Below are 15,651 nucleotides of genomic sequence, written 5' to 3' on the forward strand. Positions count from 1 at the left end.
AAAGGGTGAGAAGCACTGCTTCGCAAGGGGGGGATTCATTTCTTTAATTGACTTGCGTCGCATCCACTAAAGTTGCACCTGTCATTGACTGCAATTCTGCAAAGCTTAGGCCGTCGACTTTCTCAATCACTTTTAAGCCTTCAGGTGTGACATCAATGACACACAGATCGGTATAGATACGATCCACGCATTTCAGACCTGTGGCTGGATAGCTCAGTTCTTTGACGATTTTCGGTTCGCCTTTTTTGGTGACATGGTCTGTGGTGATAAAGACTTTCTTTGCACCTACAGCTAAATCCATTGCACCACCCACAGCGGGGATGGCATCGGCCGCACCTGTATGCCAGTTGGCCAAATCACCATTTTCAGCAATTTGAAATGCACCCAATACGGCGATGTCTAGGTGACCACCACGCATCATGGCAAAGGAGTCGCCATGGTGAAAAAAGCAACCACCTGGTAATAGCGTGACGTATTCTTTGCCTGCATTGATCAGTTCTGGATCTTCTTCGCCTTGTGCAGGCGGTGGGCCAAAAGCCAATAAGCCATTTTCAGAATGTAGAAAAACGTCTTTGTCCGCAGGTAGGTAACTGGCAATCTTTGTGGGTAAGCCTATGCCTAAGTTGACATAGGCGCCATCAGGGATATCTCGTGCCACGCGTTGTGCAATTTGATCACGGCTGAGTTTGTTGTAGCTCATGGTTATTCTCCCGATCCAATTATTGTGCAGGTGTCACAGCAACAACATGCTGTACAAAGATGCCTGGTGTAACGATCTGTTCTGGATCGAGTGCGCCGAGTTCAACCACTTCTGTGACTTGGGCAATGGTGATGTCTGCTGCCATGGCCATGATCGGACCGAAGTTTCGTGCGGCTTTGCGGTAGATGAGGTTACCCCAACGATCGCCTTGTTGAGCTTTGATCAAGGCAAAGTCTGCTTTGAGTGGGGTTTCGAGGACGTAGTCTTTGCCTTGGTAGTTGAGAGTTTGTTTGCCTTCTGCCAGTTGTGTGCCAAAACCTGTTGGGGTGTAGATTGGACCCAGTCCCATGCCTGCGGCTTGGATGCGACAGGCTAAGTTGCCTTGGGGGACTAATTCGAGTTCGATTTTGCCTGCACGGTAAAGTTCATCGAAAACCCAAGAGTCTGATTGGCGTGGGAATGAGCAAATCATTTTACGCACTGCGCCGGCTTTGAGGAGTTTGGCAAGGCCATAGTCGCCATTGCCTGCGTTGTTATTGATAATGACGAGGTCTTTGACGCCGAGTTCGATTAAGCCATCGATTAATTCGGCAGGTTGTCCTGCTGTTCCAAAACCGCCAATCATGATGGTGGAACCATCTTGGATCTGGCTGAGTACTTCCTTCATGGATAATGAACTTTTATCAATCATAAGACTGAACCTTTGTCTATGTTTCTAAATTTCTATGCATAAATGAGTCAATGCATATCTATGCATAGCAATCGAAAAACTGTATTGAAATTGAAAAACTGTGAGGTAAAAAGCTGTGAGCGCAGGGGGAGCAATCTCACAGCTTTGTTATTAATGTGAATTAAGCACTTGCGCGACGACGATCAACTTCAGTCGTTGGGGCTTCAGCGAGTTCTTTGACTAATTCAACATTGAAAGTGATGTGTTTGAACGGTTTATTTACACCACGGCATGCAATTTCAGTTTCATCTGTTACATCAACAGCAGTTGCAACTAAACCATCACGTGTAGCAAAGGCAAAGTCATCCCAAAGGTACTTGTCACCTTCGATATTGAATTGCGTTGTAAGTTTGCGATAACCCGGTGCAGAGATGAAATAATGTACGTGAGAAGGGCGGTTACCATGACGACCAAGCAAGTTTAAAACAGCTTGTGTTGTACCTTCAGGCGGACAACCATAGCCAACGGGCATTGTCGTTTGAGCAACATATTGTCCATTTGCATCAGAAAGGATGGTGCGACGTAGGTTGAAGTCAGATTGTGATTTATCAAAGAACGAATAGTTACCCAAACTGTTGGCATGCCAAATTTCAACTTTAGCACCTTCAATGATGTTACCATCGGTATCAGTCACCGTACCATCAATGAATAACGTATCGATTTTATCGGTTTCTGAACCATCATCCATACGAGCAAAACCTACAGATTCAGGTGCACCAGCAACGTAGAGTGGACCTTCGATTGTACGCGGTGTACCACCAGTAATGCCTGCTTTAGCATCTGCTTCGTCAGCACGTAAATCTAAATAATGCTCTAAACCTAGACCAGCAGCTAAAAGACCAAGTTCATTGGCTTGACCTGCATTGGTAAAATATTCTAAACCTTTCCATAATTCAGACTGTGAAATATCCAAGTCTTCAATAGCTTGAAATAAATCGCCAAGTAAACGAACAACGATTTGCTGAACACGTGGATTCACTTCACCTGTAGCAGTGTCTACGTTCATTTGCTTAACTAATTTATCGATTTCTTGACGGTTCATACAAATTCTCCTGAAGTATGAAAGTATTTACGTGGTTGGCTTTGCTCGCGTTTTATTCGCTTGCTCCTTTGCTCACCACATTCCTTGTTTATTGCTATAACTAAAAATTAAACGTATACGAATATAACAACTCAGCTGTCATCATCACGGATTGAAGAAGGGTGGCGATTAAGTGCCATCACTTCAATATTCATGTAGGGATACAATGGAAGCCCTTGTAAAATATTGTGAAGTTCTTCATTGCTTTCAACATCAAAAATACTGATATTTGAATATTGCCCTGTAACACGCCAAATATGTCGCCATTTACCTTGACGCTGTAAATCTTGTGAATAAGCCTTTTCTATAGCTTTAATTTCATTGGCTTTTTCTGTAGGCATATCGAGTGGGATATGAACATCCATTCTTACTTGGAAAAGCATGTTAACTCCTTCAATTATTGACGACGCATGTTGTCAATCTTGTCTTCATCTAATTCAATACCTAAGCCTGAACCTGTTGGGATTTTCAGCTCAAAATTTTCATATTGAAGTGGTGTTTTTAAAATGTCTTCAGTCAATAGTAATGGACCAAATAACTCAGTACCGTATGCTAAATTGCTGAAAGTTGAAAATACGTGAGCAGAGGCGATTGTTCCGACAGGGCCTTCTAACATGGTACCGCCATAGAGGTCGATTCCTGCAAGATTCGCTAACTTCCCAACTTCACATGCTTCGATTAAACCGCCAGACTGGGCAACTTTAACGGCAAAGACTGAAGCCGCATTGCGTTGCGCAAGTTCATAAGCACTTTGAGGACCCGTTAAAGATTCATCTGCCATGATTGCGATATCAAACTTACGTGTTAAACGTTGCATGGCATCAATATTATGGATCGCACAGGGTTGTTCAATCAGATCAACACCACCATCTTGAAGCATTTGAATGCCTTTAATGGCATTCAATTCTGACCAAGCACGGTTGACATCAACACGAATAGAAATGTCAGAACCTAGAGCTTTTTTAATTGCGAGAACATGTTCTACGTCTTGTTCTACAGGGCGTGAGCCAATTTTTAGTTTGAAAATATTGTGACGTTTAGACGCAATCATTTTCTGAGCTTCAGCAATATCTTTTTCAGTGTTGCCAGAAGCTAGAACCCATAACACAGGAATACTGTCACGTAAGCGACCACCTAAAACTTCACTGAGTGGTAGGCCTAAACGTTGCGCTTGAATATCCAATAATGCAGTTTGAATTGCACATTTTGCAAAACGATTACCATTGATATTACGGTTAATCACTTGCATCGTTTGCGCGATATTCATACCTGCCAATGTTTTGAGCAATGGTGCGAAATAGGTTTCGATATTGGTTTTTACACTTTCAGGACTTTCTTCACCATAACCTAAGCCACCAATCGTGGTTGCTTCACCCCAACCGACTAGCCCATCTTCAGTGGTGACTTTGATGAGAACCAGTGTTTGAGTTTGCATGGTTGCGACAGCCATCTTGTGAGGGCGAATCGTTGGAATTTCTACCAAGAGTGTTTCTATGGACTTATACATCTGCATATTTCTTTTGTATCAATCTATTTATATACCCTAAATTAATATAAAATCTTTAACTAGGCTCAATTTGGTATTTTTATATACTTATTAGGTATATTAAATGGAATTAAGACATCTTCGATATTTTGTTACGGTAGTGGAAGAGCAAAGTATTACCAAAGCTGCTGAAAAATTATGTATGGCTCAGCCTCCATTAAGTCGGCAAATTCAGAAGCTTGAAGAAGAGCTTGGCATTTTGTTGTTTGAACGTGGTTCTCGACCAGCCCGTACCACTGAAGCGGGGCAGTTCTTTTATCAACATGCTGTGCAAATTTTAACGCATACAGCCCAAGCAACATCGATGGCAAAACGCATCAGCTCGGTCAACAAAATTGTTCGTATTGGTTATGTCAGTTCACTTTTATATGCTTTATTACCGCAAATTATTTATTTGTTTCGTCAAAATAATCCTGAGATTGAAGTTGAACTGATTGAATGTGGAACTAAAAATCAGATTGAAGCATTGAAGCAGGGCAAAATAGACATCGGATTTGGGCGCTTAAGAATTAGTGATCCAGCGATTAAACGTATTTTACTGCGAGAAGAAAAATTAAAATTAGCAGTACATAAAAATCATCATTTAGCTGAATTTATGAATCAAGGTATTTATTTATCGCAGATTATTAATGAACCTATTTTTTCTTATCCTGCATCACAAAAACCTAATTTTTCAACATTAATTCAGTCTATATTTACTGAGCTAGGACTAGTTCCTAAAGATATGATTGAAGTTCGAGAAATTCATATGGCTTTAGGGCTAACGGCTTCGGGGGAGGGAATTTGCATTATTCCTGAAAGTGCAAGTGATATAGGGATGAAAAATTTGGTCTATATTCCAATATTAGATGTTGAAGCTTATAGTCCCATTTCTTTATCTGTTCGTAATATGGATCAAAGCAACTATATTCCAAAAATTTTAGATTGCATTAGAAGTGTATTCGACGAAGAAAATATTCTGCTCAAAACAAGTGAATCAATTTAATTCTGATGTTTGGAGCAGATTGCAATTACACATGACAGTCATTGTAGTGAATGATGTGTTTTTATTTGGCAGAGCTTAGCGTATTACTTGTTCGTTTGGTTAAAATCAAATGTGCGATCACACCAATGCAAATGCCCCAAAATACAGAACTTAACCCTAAAAAATGCATACCAGAAGCGGTTGCAAGGAAAGTAATTAAGGCTGCTTCTCGTTGAGCTTCATTTTTCATTGCAACTGAGATATTGGTTGCAATCGCACCTAATAATGCTAAACCTGCAAGTGCAGCAATTAATTCCTTAGGTAGCAAACTAAACAGCATCACAATACTGCCTGCAAATAAACCACCTAGAATATAAAAAATACCATTGGCAATACCTGCAATATAGCGTTTTTCTTTTAATTCATGCGCATCTTTACCCATACACAGCGCTGCGGTAATCGATGCTAGTACAATGGTAATCCCACCTACACATGCAACAGCTAAAGAAGCAATACTGGTCACGGTAATAATAGGCTTAGCAGGGGTGTCATAGCCACTGAGTTTCATAATGGCCATACCGGGTAAAAATTGTCCAGTGAGGCTCACTAAAATAAGTGGGATAGCAAGGTTTAGAGTTGAATCCCAAGTCCATTCAGGTTGAATAAATTGTGGAATAGCCAAGGTGAAATTCACATCAACAGGGTTCATTTTGCCAAAAACAAGACTAAGAACAACGCCAGCAACCAGTACCCATACCATTGCATAACGTGGTGTGAAGCGTTTGGCAAAGAGGAAAACGATCAACATACTAAACACAATCAATGGCATAGTATCGGTTGAGGTAAATAAACCTAAGCCAAATTGAAATAAAATCCCTGCCATCATTCCCGCAGCGACGTCTTGTGGAATCCATTTCAGTAATTTGTCGAAATAACCTGTGATACCAATGATTAAAATCACGACAGCGGTCGTGATGTAGGCAGCTACGGCTTCATTGAGCGAAACGTGAGGAAAGAGTGTGACGAGTAAGGCTGTCCCGGGTGCAGACCATGCTGTAATCACAGGTGTTTTGAACTTGATCGATAAATAAATGCCTGCAACGGCTGCACCAATGGAAATTCCCCAAATCCATGAAATCATCATCGCATTGGAAACATGGGCTTGCTGTGCAGCTTGGAAGAAAATAATCAATGGCCCAGAATAGGAAATAAGAACAGCTAAAAATCCTGCAACAGTTGCTGATATAGACCAATCATCTTTTAATGTTCGCAATAGATTCGCCATTACTTAGCTCCGTGTTCAATGGTTTTTCTTACTGACGTTCGGGTAATCTCTTCTTGGACTTTCCCGCTTATAATTGCTTATAGATATATACTGCATTTTTTAATTTTCAAAAGATGCAGTATATAACACATGCATATAACATCAGTGACTTCAAATGATTTCATTTGTAGTGTCGATTGTTAAAAGCGGTGTCTAACCTTGGTCACCACCACCCACAGGGACGACAGTACCTGTGATATATGAAGAATCATCAGATGCAAGAAATACAATGGCATTGACTTGTTCTTGAATGGTGCCGTAGCGACCTAAGAAAGTGCGTTCAATAGTTTGATCAACAACTTCTTGCATCCATAATTTTTCATTGTCAGAAAGCGGATTGTCGTTTCTAGGAACTTTACGTGGCGGTGCTTCTGTACCACCTGTTGCGATTGCATTGACACGGATACCATCTTTGGCATGTTCAAAAGCAAGAGAAGCGGTTAATCCGTTGATGCCACCTTTTGAAGCTGAATAGGGCACACGGTTAATACCACGTGTTGCAATCGAAGATACATTTACAATCGTACCTTTCTGATTTTTAATCATTTCAGGAAGTACAGCACGACAACACCAAAGTGTTGGAAATAATGAACGATTCACTTCTTTGATGATTTCCTCCTCAGAAAACTCCTGAAAAGGTTTCATCCAAATTGCACCGCCGACGTTGTTAATGAGCACATCAACACGTCCATAAGTCGCAATCGCTTTTTCAACAACAGATTGCGCACCTGCAAAGGTTTCTAAGTCTGCATTGATGGTGACAGCGTCACCACCATTATTTTTGATTTCAGCAAGGACTTCTTCAACAAATTCAGAGCGATCAGCCAAAACTGCTTGGGCACCTTCTAAAGTGACTTGTAATGCGACACCACGGCCAATACCTTGAGCTGCACCTGTAACAATAACAACTTTATTTTGAAAGCGTTGATTCATGGCTCCATTCTCCTCAAATATGAATATTTATATCTACTGATTAATTCGCAGAGAATTTTTCAAATAAGAAGCTTTTAGGTTTTATACCTTCTGTATCTAACCAGCCACGTACTGCTTCAACCATTGGCACTGGGCCGCAGAGATAAACGTCGACATCACCTTGATTTAACCAGTCATTTTCTACATGGCTGGTCACATAACCTTTACGTTCATGCTGACTGTCTGCATGTGCTACAACAGTGCGGTATTCAAACCAAGGAAATTTAGCTTGTAACTCATTTAATTTTTCAATAGCGACAAGGTCAAAATCATTGGTCACACCAAAGACTAAACGTACAGGATGATTTGAATTTTTTTCTTCAAGCACTTGTAGCATTGACATGAACGGGGCAATACCTGTTCCACCAGCGAGCATCAACACAGGGCGGGTGACATCACGTAAATAGAAACTTCCGAAAGGCCCTGTAAACGTCATTTTGTCGCCAGCTTGAACATTTTTGCTGAGGAATTCACTCATTTTTCCGTTTGGAACATTACGTACCACAAAGCCTGTGAGGCGATTACCCGGCTTTGAGCTAAATGAATATGAACGTGTTTCAGATGTTCCAGGAATGCCTACATTGACATATTGTCCAGCAAGGAAATTGATGTCAGGCTGACCATCATCCAATTGGATATCAAAAGTAATCGTTGAATCAGATAGATTTTCTACACGAGAGAGCGTGCCTTGAAATTGATGAATTTCCGTTTTGCAAACTTCTGATGATGCTGCAATTTTAAATACAGCATCTGAAGTTGGTTTACATTGGCAAGCCAAGATGTAGCCTTGTTCAGCTTCTTCGGGAGTCAACGCATCTTCAATGTAATTTTCTTCAGGCATGTCATACGAGCCTGATTCACAAAATGCACGACAAGTACCACATGCACCATCACGGCAATCTAAAGGGATATTAATTTTTTGACGATACGCTGCATCAGAAAGGGTTTCATCTTGAGCAACAGAAATAAAGCGAGTTACGCCATCTTCAAATTGAAGTGCAACATTATGGTTTGACATGGCAGAATCCTTTTAATGTATATAAATCTTCTGCCGTTCAGTCAAATCTCCTTAAGGCTGAACGGCTGACCTTGCTCTTTATTGTGAATATTTACAATCAAGAGTCTTAGAGGTGGTAGATATCAATTACTTGGTTGATATAGTCATTTTTTAGCACCACATATTTGCTTAAAATTTGTGGTTTTTCACCTGAAAAATCAATCTCATAACGTGACATGCCAAAGTAGCAATAATTGGTTTTATAACGGAAACTTAAAGTGTTCCAATTAAAGCGTACTGTGACTTTGTCGCCTTCACGTGCAATGATTTCAACATTGGCAATGTTGTGACAGGTACGTGTGTCGGGCATAGTTGCAGAAGAGCGTTCTGTTTTGATACGGAACACACGGTCTTCAAGTCCTTGACGGTCTGGATAATAAATGAGGGAAATCTCAGACTGTGGGTCTTCAGTCAATTTGTCGTCATCATCCCAAGCAGGCATCCAAAAAGAAGCGCTTGGTGCGTAACACGCTAACCAATCATCCCATTGCTCATCATCTAAAAAACGAGCTTCACGGTAGAGAAATTGGCTGATATTTTCGATACTTGCTTTATCCATTGTTGCAGTCGCATTCATATTGTTTCTCCTTAATCAACCAAATCCAAACCAGCAAGTTCTTTTTCTGCTTCAATGGCATGTTTAATGGTTTTTAACCAATATTGATGTTGTGCAAGATAAAGACCTTCATCTTCTGTTTTGATACAGCTAATCGATGGTTTTAAACCAATTTCATTGGCTGCATCATCAGGACCTTGAATCCAGTGTTTTGAACCACGACACATGTCGTTCCATTCCAATTCGATACCTGCATAACCTGCTTGGCAAGCACGGAATTCTTCAAGATCATCAGGCGTTGCCATACCAGAAGCATTAAAGAAATCTTCGTATTGACGAATACGACGCGCACGAGCTTCAGGTGCTTCACCCACAGGTGCGATACAATAAATGGTCACTTCAGATTTATTGACTGAAATTGGACGTACCACACGAATTTGAGAACCAAACTGATCCATTAAATAGACGTTTGGATATAAGCATAGGTTACGTGAGCGCTCAATCATCCATTTCGACATAGGTGCGCCGAATTTTTCAGTATATTCTTCAGCTTTAGAATAGTTCGGACGATCTTCTGGGTTTGCCCATTGTGTCCAAAGCAGCATGTGACCATTGTCAAAACCGTATGAACCACCGCCTTGTTTACCCCATGAGCCTGCGCTCATCGCACGGACATTGTCAGCAGCTTCTTTTTCTTTACGTTGTTGAGTCGTTGCAGCGTAGTTCCAGTGTACTGCTGAAACGTGATAACCATCTGCGCCATTTTCAGCGGTTAATTTCCAGTTGCCTTCAAATGTATAGGTTGAAGAGCCACGTAAAACTTCTAAACCTTGTTCAGATTGGTCAACAATCATGTCAATGATCTTAGTTGTTTCACCTAAGAATTCTTCTAAACTTGGTACATCAGGATTTAAGCTACCAAATAAGAAACCTTTGTAGTTTTCAAAACGTGCAACTTTTTTCAGGTCATGTGAACCGTCTTTATTAAAACAGTCTGAATAACCTGCATCTGCTGGATCTTTAACTTTGAGTAATTTTCCAGAGTTATTAAATGTCCAACCGTGGAAAGGGCAGGTATAAGTTGCTTTATTACCACGCTTATAACGACACAGTTGTGCACCACGGTGTGAACATGCATTGATCATTGCATTGAGTTCACCATTACGGTTACGTGCAATTAAAATCGGTTGACGTCCCATATAAGTGGTGTAGTAATCGTTATTATTGGGAATTTGACTTTCATGTGCCAAATAAACCCAATTACCTTCAAAAATGTATTTTAATTCAAGGTCAAATAAAGCTTGGTCTGTAAATACTGAGCGATGTAATTTAAATTCACCTGTTTCAAAATTATCGACAAGTAACTCATCAATACGATCAAGATGGCTGGTGTTAATTACTGGAATACGAGGCATGTCTGTTCTCCGACTATCCGTGTGGTGATAGGGCTGAGGCTGTTTGATCTAAGCCTCAGTCGAGTCATCAATTTTGGTATTTTTGTTATGCACTTGCGCGACGACGTTCTACTTCTGTTGAAGGTGCTTGAGTTTGATCTTTGACCAATTCAACATTAAAAGTGATCTGTTTAAATGGTTTGTCTACACCACGACGTGCAATTTCAGCTTCATCTGTTACATCAACAGCAGTTGCGACTAAACCATCACGTGTAGCAAAGGCAAAATCATCCCAAAGGTACTTGTCACCTTCAATATTAAATTGCGTTGTAAGTTTGCGATAACCCGGTGCAGAAATGAAATAATGGACATGAGAAGGACGATTACCATGGCGGCCAAGCAAGTTTAAAACAGCTTGTGTTGTACCTTCAGGTGGGCAACCATAGCCAACAGGCATTGTTGTCTGAGCAACATAATTTCCATCTGCATCTGTCAAAATGCTACGACGTAAGTTGAAGTCAGACTGTGATTTATCAAAGAATGAATAATTACCTAGGCTGTTGGCATGCCAAATTTCAACTTTAGCATTTGGAATAATATTGCCATCAGTATCCCTAACAATACCTTCGATGAATAACGTATCAATTTTATCGCTTTCAGAACCATCATCCATCCGAGCAAAACCTACAGATTCAGGTGCACCAGCAACGTAGAGTGGACCTTCGATTGTACGAGGTGTACCACCAGTAATCCCTGCTTTAGCATCTGCTTCGTCAGCACGTAAATCTAAATAATGTTCTAAACCTAGACCAGCAGCTAAAAGACCAAGTTCATTGGCTTGACCAGCATCAGTAAAATATTCTAAACCTTTCCATAATTCAGACTGTGAGATATCCAAGTCTTCAATAGCTTGAAAAAGGTCACCAAGCAAACGAACAACGATTTGTTGTACTCGATCATTGACAGCACCTGTCGCCGTTTCCACGTTCATTTGCTTAACTAAAGCATCAATTTCTTGACGATTCATACGATTGCTCCTAAATATGAGTGGTTTGGCATGTGACTCGCAGTGATTGAAATTCTGCTTACTGCATTGCTGACCACTTTTCATGTCCTATTTCAATAAGACTTAAAAAGTTGAACGTGCATCGCTTATTCATTTGGCTGACTGAATTAAATTAATTCGCTTGGCATTGTGAAAAGTTTTGCAATCTTGCTTTTCATCTTACTTTTGATATACCTTAAAAGAATGAATGATCGCTGTCTAAGATCAAATTTGCATTTATTTATATCTTAAAGGTATGGAGTTGGGATGGAACTCAGACATTTACGTTATTTTGTCGCTGTTGTAGAAGAACAAAGTTTTACAAAAGCCGCAGAAAAGCTTTTTATCGCTCAGCCTCCATTAAGCAGGCAGATCCAAAACCTTGAAAGTGAACTAGGAATTGCGCTTTTCGAGCGAGGAAGTCGTCCGTTGAAAACCACGGAAGCAGGGCAATTCTTTTATCAACACGCTGTTAAACTTTTGTCTAATGCAGAAGAAGTGAAGTCGATGACTAAACGCATTGGTCTGATCGAAAAAACAGTCACCATGGGTTTTGTTGGATCTCTGCTCTATGGCTTATTGCCGAAAATTGTTTATATGTTTCGTCAGCAACAGCCTCATTTAAAAATAGAGCTCGTAGAAATGAGTACCAAAGATCAAATCCAAGCTTTAAAAGAAGGGCGGATTGATGTTGGATTTGGACGACTTCGAATTTCAGATCCTGCGGTGCGCAGAGTATTGTTACGTGAAGAACCCTTAATGGTTGCTGTACATACCAGTCATCATTTAGCAGCGAGTAATTCAAAAGGGACATATTTAGCAGATATTGAAGATGAAAATTTATTTTTATATCCAAGTCATCCTAAACCAAACTTTTCAACGCAAGTCCGTAATATTTTTTCAGAACATGGTCTAGATCCGAAAAATCTTAAAGAAGTCAGAGAAATTCAACTGGCTTTGGGTTTAGTTGCTGCGGGTGAAGGGATTTGTATTGTTCCCGAAAGTGCTAAAACGATTCAATTGCCAAATTTAAACTATATTCCATTATTAGACAGTTCTGCAAAGAGTCCAATTTTCCTTGCAATACGTTGTATGGATGAAAGTGAAAATATTCGTTCTTTATTTGATTGTATTTATCAGGTCTATGATTTGGAGGGATTCCAATATGATCGCAACAATATATAAGCTATATAGTGTTAAATATTATGTGAATAGTAAAGTATTGATTAATCAGAGCAAATCATTCGATTTGTTCTGAAATTAATGAAAAATGAATAAAAATAATAAAATTAAAAGAAAAATGCATAAAAAAATTAATCAATGACTCTTATTTTTAAGTCTTAATTTATTGTTTATCAAATCATTTTTATTAAACCGACCTTTTAGGTATGAATATATATATATTCGGTTTTGGACAAAAAATAGCAGTTGCCCCATTGTTTGGAAAATTTTATCACGTTTCACAGCAGGAGGCTGAACATGCAAACGAATAAATTGAATATAAATAGCATTGTGGATGACGCTAAATTTACACCCTTTCATTGGAGTGTTTTGTTGTGGTGTTTAATGATCATTATTTTTGATGGTTATGACTTGGTTATTTATGGTGTCGCATTGCCTTTGCTGATGCAAGAGTGGGGTTTAACCGCGGTACAAGCAGGTTTACTCGCCAGTACAGCATTGTTCGGCATGATGTTTGGTGCAATGAGTTTTGGTACGCTTTCAGATAAATTGGGTCGTAAAAAAACCATTATGATCTGTGTGGCTATTTTTAGTGGTTTTACGTTTTTAGGTTCATTTACAACCACACCTGTTGAATTTGGTATTTTAAGATTTCTTGCTGGTTTAGGTATTGGCGGCGTGATGCCGAATGTCGTAGCGTTGATGACAGAATATGCTCCAAAACGTATCCGTAGCACTTTGGTTGCAGTCATGTTTAGTGGTTATGCGATTGGTGGAATGACCTCAGCTTTGCTTGGTGCATGGTTAGTTGCTGATTATGGTTGGAAAATCATGTTCTATATCGCAGGATTACCATTACTTTGCTTACCATTAATTTGGAAATTTCTACCAGAATCATTGATGTTCCTTACGAAAAAAGGCGAATCTGCAAAAGTTGCTGAAATTGTGAAAAAGATTTCTCCTCAACAAGCAATTACACCTGAAACAGAATTTGTACTGAATGAACCAACGGTAGGTGATGAAGCGCCTCTGAAAGCATTGTTCCAACAAGGACGTACCACCAGTACAGTCATGTTTTGGGTTGCTTTCTTTATGTGTTTGTTGATGGTGTATGCGCTCGGTAGCTGGTTGCCGAAGCTGATGATTCAAGCAGGTTACTCGCTTGGCGCAAGTATGTTGTTTCTATTCGCACTCAACATTGGTGGTATGGTTGGCGCAATTGGTGGTGGTGTTTTAGCAGATCGCTTCCATCTTAAACCTGTATTAATTGTGATGTTTACTGTCGGTGCAGCAGCATTAATTTTACTTGGATTTAAGAGCCATCAAATCCTTCTCTATAGCTTAATTGCCATTGCAGGCGCGGCAACCATTGGTTCACAAATCTTACTTTACACCTTTGTTGCACAATTCTATCCAGCAGCAGTTCGTTCTACGGGTATGGGTTGGGCTTCTGGAATTGGTCGAATTGGTGCAATCGTAGGTCCTGTTTTAACAGGTGCGCTATTGACACTACAGCTTCCACACCAATTGAATTTCATGATCATTGCAATCCCTGGTGTCATTGCAGCATTGGCAATCTTCATGGTGAATTTAAAAGTTTCTACGGAAAGTAGAGCGAAAGAATCAGCAGATTTTTCTAAAAATTCAGCAGTAAAAGCACAGTAATTGGCTGAGTTCACGAATCATAACGTTCAAATTTAAAATTAGAACAGAAGGTATTTGCATACCTTCTGGCTGAGGACTCTTTTGTATCAAATTTAGGAATATCGATACAATTTTAAAAGGATTAAATATGCAAACCACTGTAAAAACACTACTTTCTATTTTAATTGGTAATCTATGCGTGACGGGTTTAAGCCATGCAGATAGTGGTAATGACAACCAATTTAAACTCGTATTAAAAAATGCATTTATTGAGCGTAATTTCGATCGTGATGATTTAAAAGATCCAGGAAGTTGGTCACAAGGGATTTCAGGTTTTTATAATTCAAAATATATTCCAACGGTTTTAGAAGTAGCAGGTAAGCCCATCGAATTAGGCGTAGATGCATCATTGCAATATGCATATCGTTTAAGTGATGACCGACATGTGGATGATACAGTTCTGCCTTTCGATAAAAATACCCAAACTCAAGATCGTAACTTCTTTAAATATGGTGCGACATTTAAAGCACGTTATGATCAAACTGAGTTAAAAGTAGGTGAACTTTGGTTAGACTTACCTGTGACGTCTATTGATGCCAGTCGCCAATTATTAAGTTCATATTGGGGTGGACAAGTTCAATCCAAAATCACAGATCAATTGAAGCTTGAATTTGGTCGAGTTGAACAAGTTTCACCACGTTATCAAGAGGGATTTCATCGCTTTTCTTATACGGTCAAAGGACAAAAACATGAATCTGAAGGTTTAAATTATGTTGACCTTAAATATGATCTAACACCTAATTTTAAAGCTGAATATTATTATGGCGACATGGAAGATTTATTTGATAAGCACTATGTCGGTTTAGAATACACGTGGAAAAATGAGCATTTTAAATCTCAGACACGTATCAAATATTTTAGATCTCAAGATTCTGGGGATTCAAAAGCAGGAGAAATTGATAACCATAATATTGGTGTATTGGAAAAGATCTTTGTTGGAAACCAAACAGCAGCTTTAGGTTATCAACAGATCGCAGGGGACACAGCTTATCCACTTCCTGATGGTTTCCTTCCGGAACTGTATTTTATTAACTGGAATACTACAGGTTTCTTCAAGAAAGATGAAAAATCAATTCATGCATTATATGGATATGATTTTAAAGACTATGTTCCTGGTTTAAATGCTTTAGCAAAATATGTCTATGGTTTTGATTTTAAGGATTCGCAAGGGCGAGATAATAAAGAGTCTGAATTAAATTTAATTTTATCTTATCAAGTGCAAAATCCATCGTTAAAAGGTTTGGCATTTCAATGGATTTACATCGACTATGATATTGATCATGGAAATTCATTTCAGGAAAATCGTCTCTTAACAACGTATACCAAGAAGTTTTGATTATTTTGAGTTTTAGATTTGAATCAATGATGCAATTTGTACGATGAAAATCTTAAATAT

Annotated in this window: 15 protein-coding genes; 4 read left to right on the forward strand and 11 right to left on the reverse strand. The window is 39.4% G+C overall.

The features are described 5' to 3' along the window. Window positions 1-43: 43 nt before the first annotated feature. From GGG_RS0100670 to GGG_RS0100690, 5 genes are all read right to left on the reverse strand, one after another. The gene (locus GGG_RS0100670) at window positions 44-700 is read right to left on the reverse strand and encodes a 3-oxoacid CoA-transferase subunit B (protein WP_010111228.1); all 657 of its coding nucleotides are present in this window, start codon (window positions 698-700) and stop codon (window positions 44-46) included. A 19-nt stretch (window positions 701-719) separates the two neighbouring features. Next, on the reverse strand, window positions 720-1,391 hold the full coding sequence (locus tag GGG_RS0100675) for a 3-oxoacid CoA-transferase subunit A (RefSeq protein WP_010111229.1): 672 nt from the start codon (window positions 1,389-1,391) through the stop codon (window positions 720-722). A 160-nt stretch (window positions 1,392-1,551) separates the two neighbouring features. Continuing rightward, complete coding sequence (gene catA, locus GGG_RS0100680; protein WP_010111230.1) at window positions 1,552-2,472, reverse strand: catechol 1,2-dioxygenase; 921 nt, start codon at window positions 2,470-2,472, stop codon at window positions 1,552-1,554. Between the two features lie 131 nt (window positions 2,473-2,603). Then, window positions 2,604-2,894 (reverse strand): muconolactone Delta-isomerase, encoded by a 291-nt coding sequence (gene catC / locus GGG_RS0100685; protein ID WP_010111232.1) that lies wholly within the window; start codon window positions 2,892-2,894, stop codon window positions 2,604-2,606. 14 nt (window positions 2,895-2,908) lie between these two features. Then, window positions 2,909-4,018 (reverse strand): muconate/chloromuconate family cycloisomerase, encoded by a 1,110-nt coding sequence (locus tag GGG_RS0100690; protein ID WP_010111234.1) that lies wholly within the window; start codon window positions 4,016-4,018, stop codon window positions 2,909-2,911. A gap of 103 nt (window positions 4,019-4,121) precedes the next feature. Here GGG_RS0100690 and catM point away from each other — a divergent pair, with 103 nt between their 5' ends. Continuing rightward, complete coding sequence (gene catM / locus GGG_RS0100695; RefSeq protein ID WP_010111235.1) at window positions 4,122-5,042, forward strand: cis,cis-muconate-binding transcription regulator CatM; 921 nt, start codon at window positions 4,122-4,124, stop codon at window positions 5,040-5,042. A 61-nt stretch (window positions 5,043-5,103) separates the two neighbouring features. Here the strand turns inward: catM and benE are convergent, their stop codons facing one another. From benE to catA (GGG_RS0100725), 6 genes are all read right to left on the reverse strand, one after another. Further along, window positions 5,104-6,306 carry a benzoate/H(+) symporter BenE gene (benE, locus tag GGG_RS0100700; RefSeq protein WP_010111236.1) on the reverse strand — a complete coding sequence of 401 codons (1,203 nt, stop codon included), beginning with the start codon at window positions 6,304-6,306 and terminating at the stop codon, window positions 5,104-5,106. A 192-nt stretch (window positions 6,307-6,498) separates the two neighbouring features. Further along, window positions 6,499-7,278 carry a 1,6-dihydroxycyclohexa-2,4-diene-1-carboxylate dehydrogenase gene (locus tag GGG_RS0100705; protein WP_010111237.1) on the reverse strand — a complete coding sequence of 260 codons (780 nt, stop codon included), beginning with the start codon at window positions 7,276-7,278 and terminating at the stop codon, window positions 6,499-6,501. A 40-nt stretch (window positions 7,279-7,318) separates the two neighbouring features. After that, complete coding sequence (benC, locus tag GGG_RS0100710) at window positions 7,319-8,335, reverse strand: benzoate 1,2-dioxygenase electron transfer component BenC (protein ID WP_010111239.1); 1,017 nt, start codon at window positions 8,333-8,335, stop codon at window positions 7,319-7,321. A gap of 106 nt (window positions 8,336-8,441) precedes the next feature. Further along, on the reverse strand, window positions 8,442-8,933 hold the full coding sequence (benB, locus tag GGG_RS0100715; protein ID WP_010111240.1) for a benzoate 1,2-dioxygenase small subunit: 492 nt from the start codon (window positions 8,931-8,933) through the stop codon (window positions 8,442-8,444). A gap of 29 nt (window positions 8,934-8,962) precedes the next feature. Continuing rightward, complete coding sequence (gene benA, locus GGG_RS0100720) at window positions 8,963-10,345, reverse strand: benzoate 1,2-dioxygenase large subunit (RefSeq protein WP_010111241.1); 1,383 nt, start codon at window positions 10,343-10,345, stop codon at window positions 8,963-8,965. 85 nt (window positions 10,346-10,430) lie between these two features. Continuing rightward, window positions 10,431-11,351 (reverse strand): catechol 1,2-dioxygenase, encoded by a 921-nt coding sequence (gene catA / locus GGG_RS0100725; RefSeq protein ID WP_010111242.1) that lies wholly within the window; start codon window positions 11,349-11,351, stop codon window positions 10,431-10,433. Between the two features lie 285 nt (window positions 11,352-11,636). Between catA (GGG_RS0100725) and GGG_RS0100730 the strand changes: the two genes are divergently transcribed. The 3 genes from GGG_RS0100730 to GGG_RS0100740 all read left to right on the forward strand — a co-directional run bounded on the left by GGG_RS0100730 (window position 11,637) and on the right by GGG_RS0100740 (window position 15,591). Further along, window positions 11,637-12,554 (forward strand): LysR family transcriptional regulator, encoded by a 918-nt coding sequence (locus tag GGG_RS0100730; protein WP_010111243.1) that lies wholly within the window; start codon window positions 11,637-11,639, stop codon window positions 12,552-12,554. A 294-nt stretch (window positions 12,555-12,848) separates the two neighbouring features. Then, window positions 12,849-14,216, forward strand: a complete 1,368-nt coding sequence (locus tag GGG_RS0100735) for an MFS transporter (RefSeq protein WP_010111244.1) — start codon at window positions 12,849-12,851, stop codon at window positions 14,214-14,216. Window positions 14,217-14,343: 127 nt separating this feature from the next. Continuing rightward, window positions 14,344-15,591, forward strand: coding sequence for an OprD family outer membrane porin (locus GGG_RS0100740; RefSeq protein WP_010111246.1), 1,248 nt, complete (start codon window positions 14,344-14,346; stop codon window positions 15,589-15,591). Window positions 15,592-15,651: the final 60 nt, after the last annotated feature.

Origin of the sequence: Acinetobacter sp. P8-3-8 (genome assembly GCF_000214135.1) — a bacterium.
Taxonomy (GTDB): domain Bacteria; phylum Pseudomonadota; class Gammaproteobacteria; order Pseudomonadales; family Moraxellaceae; genus Acinetobacter.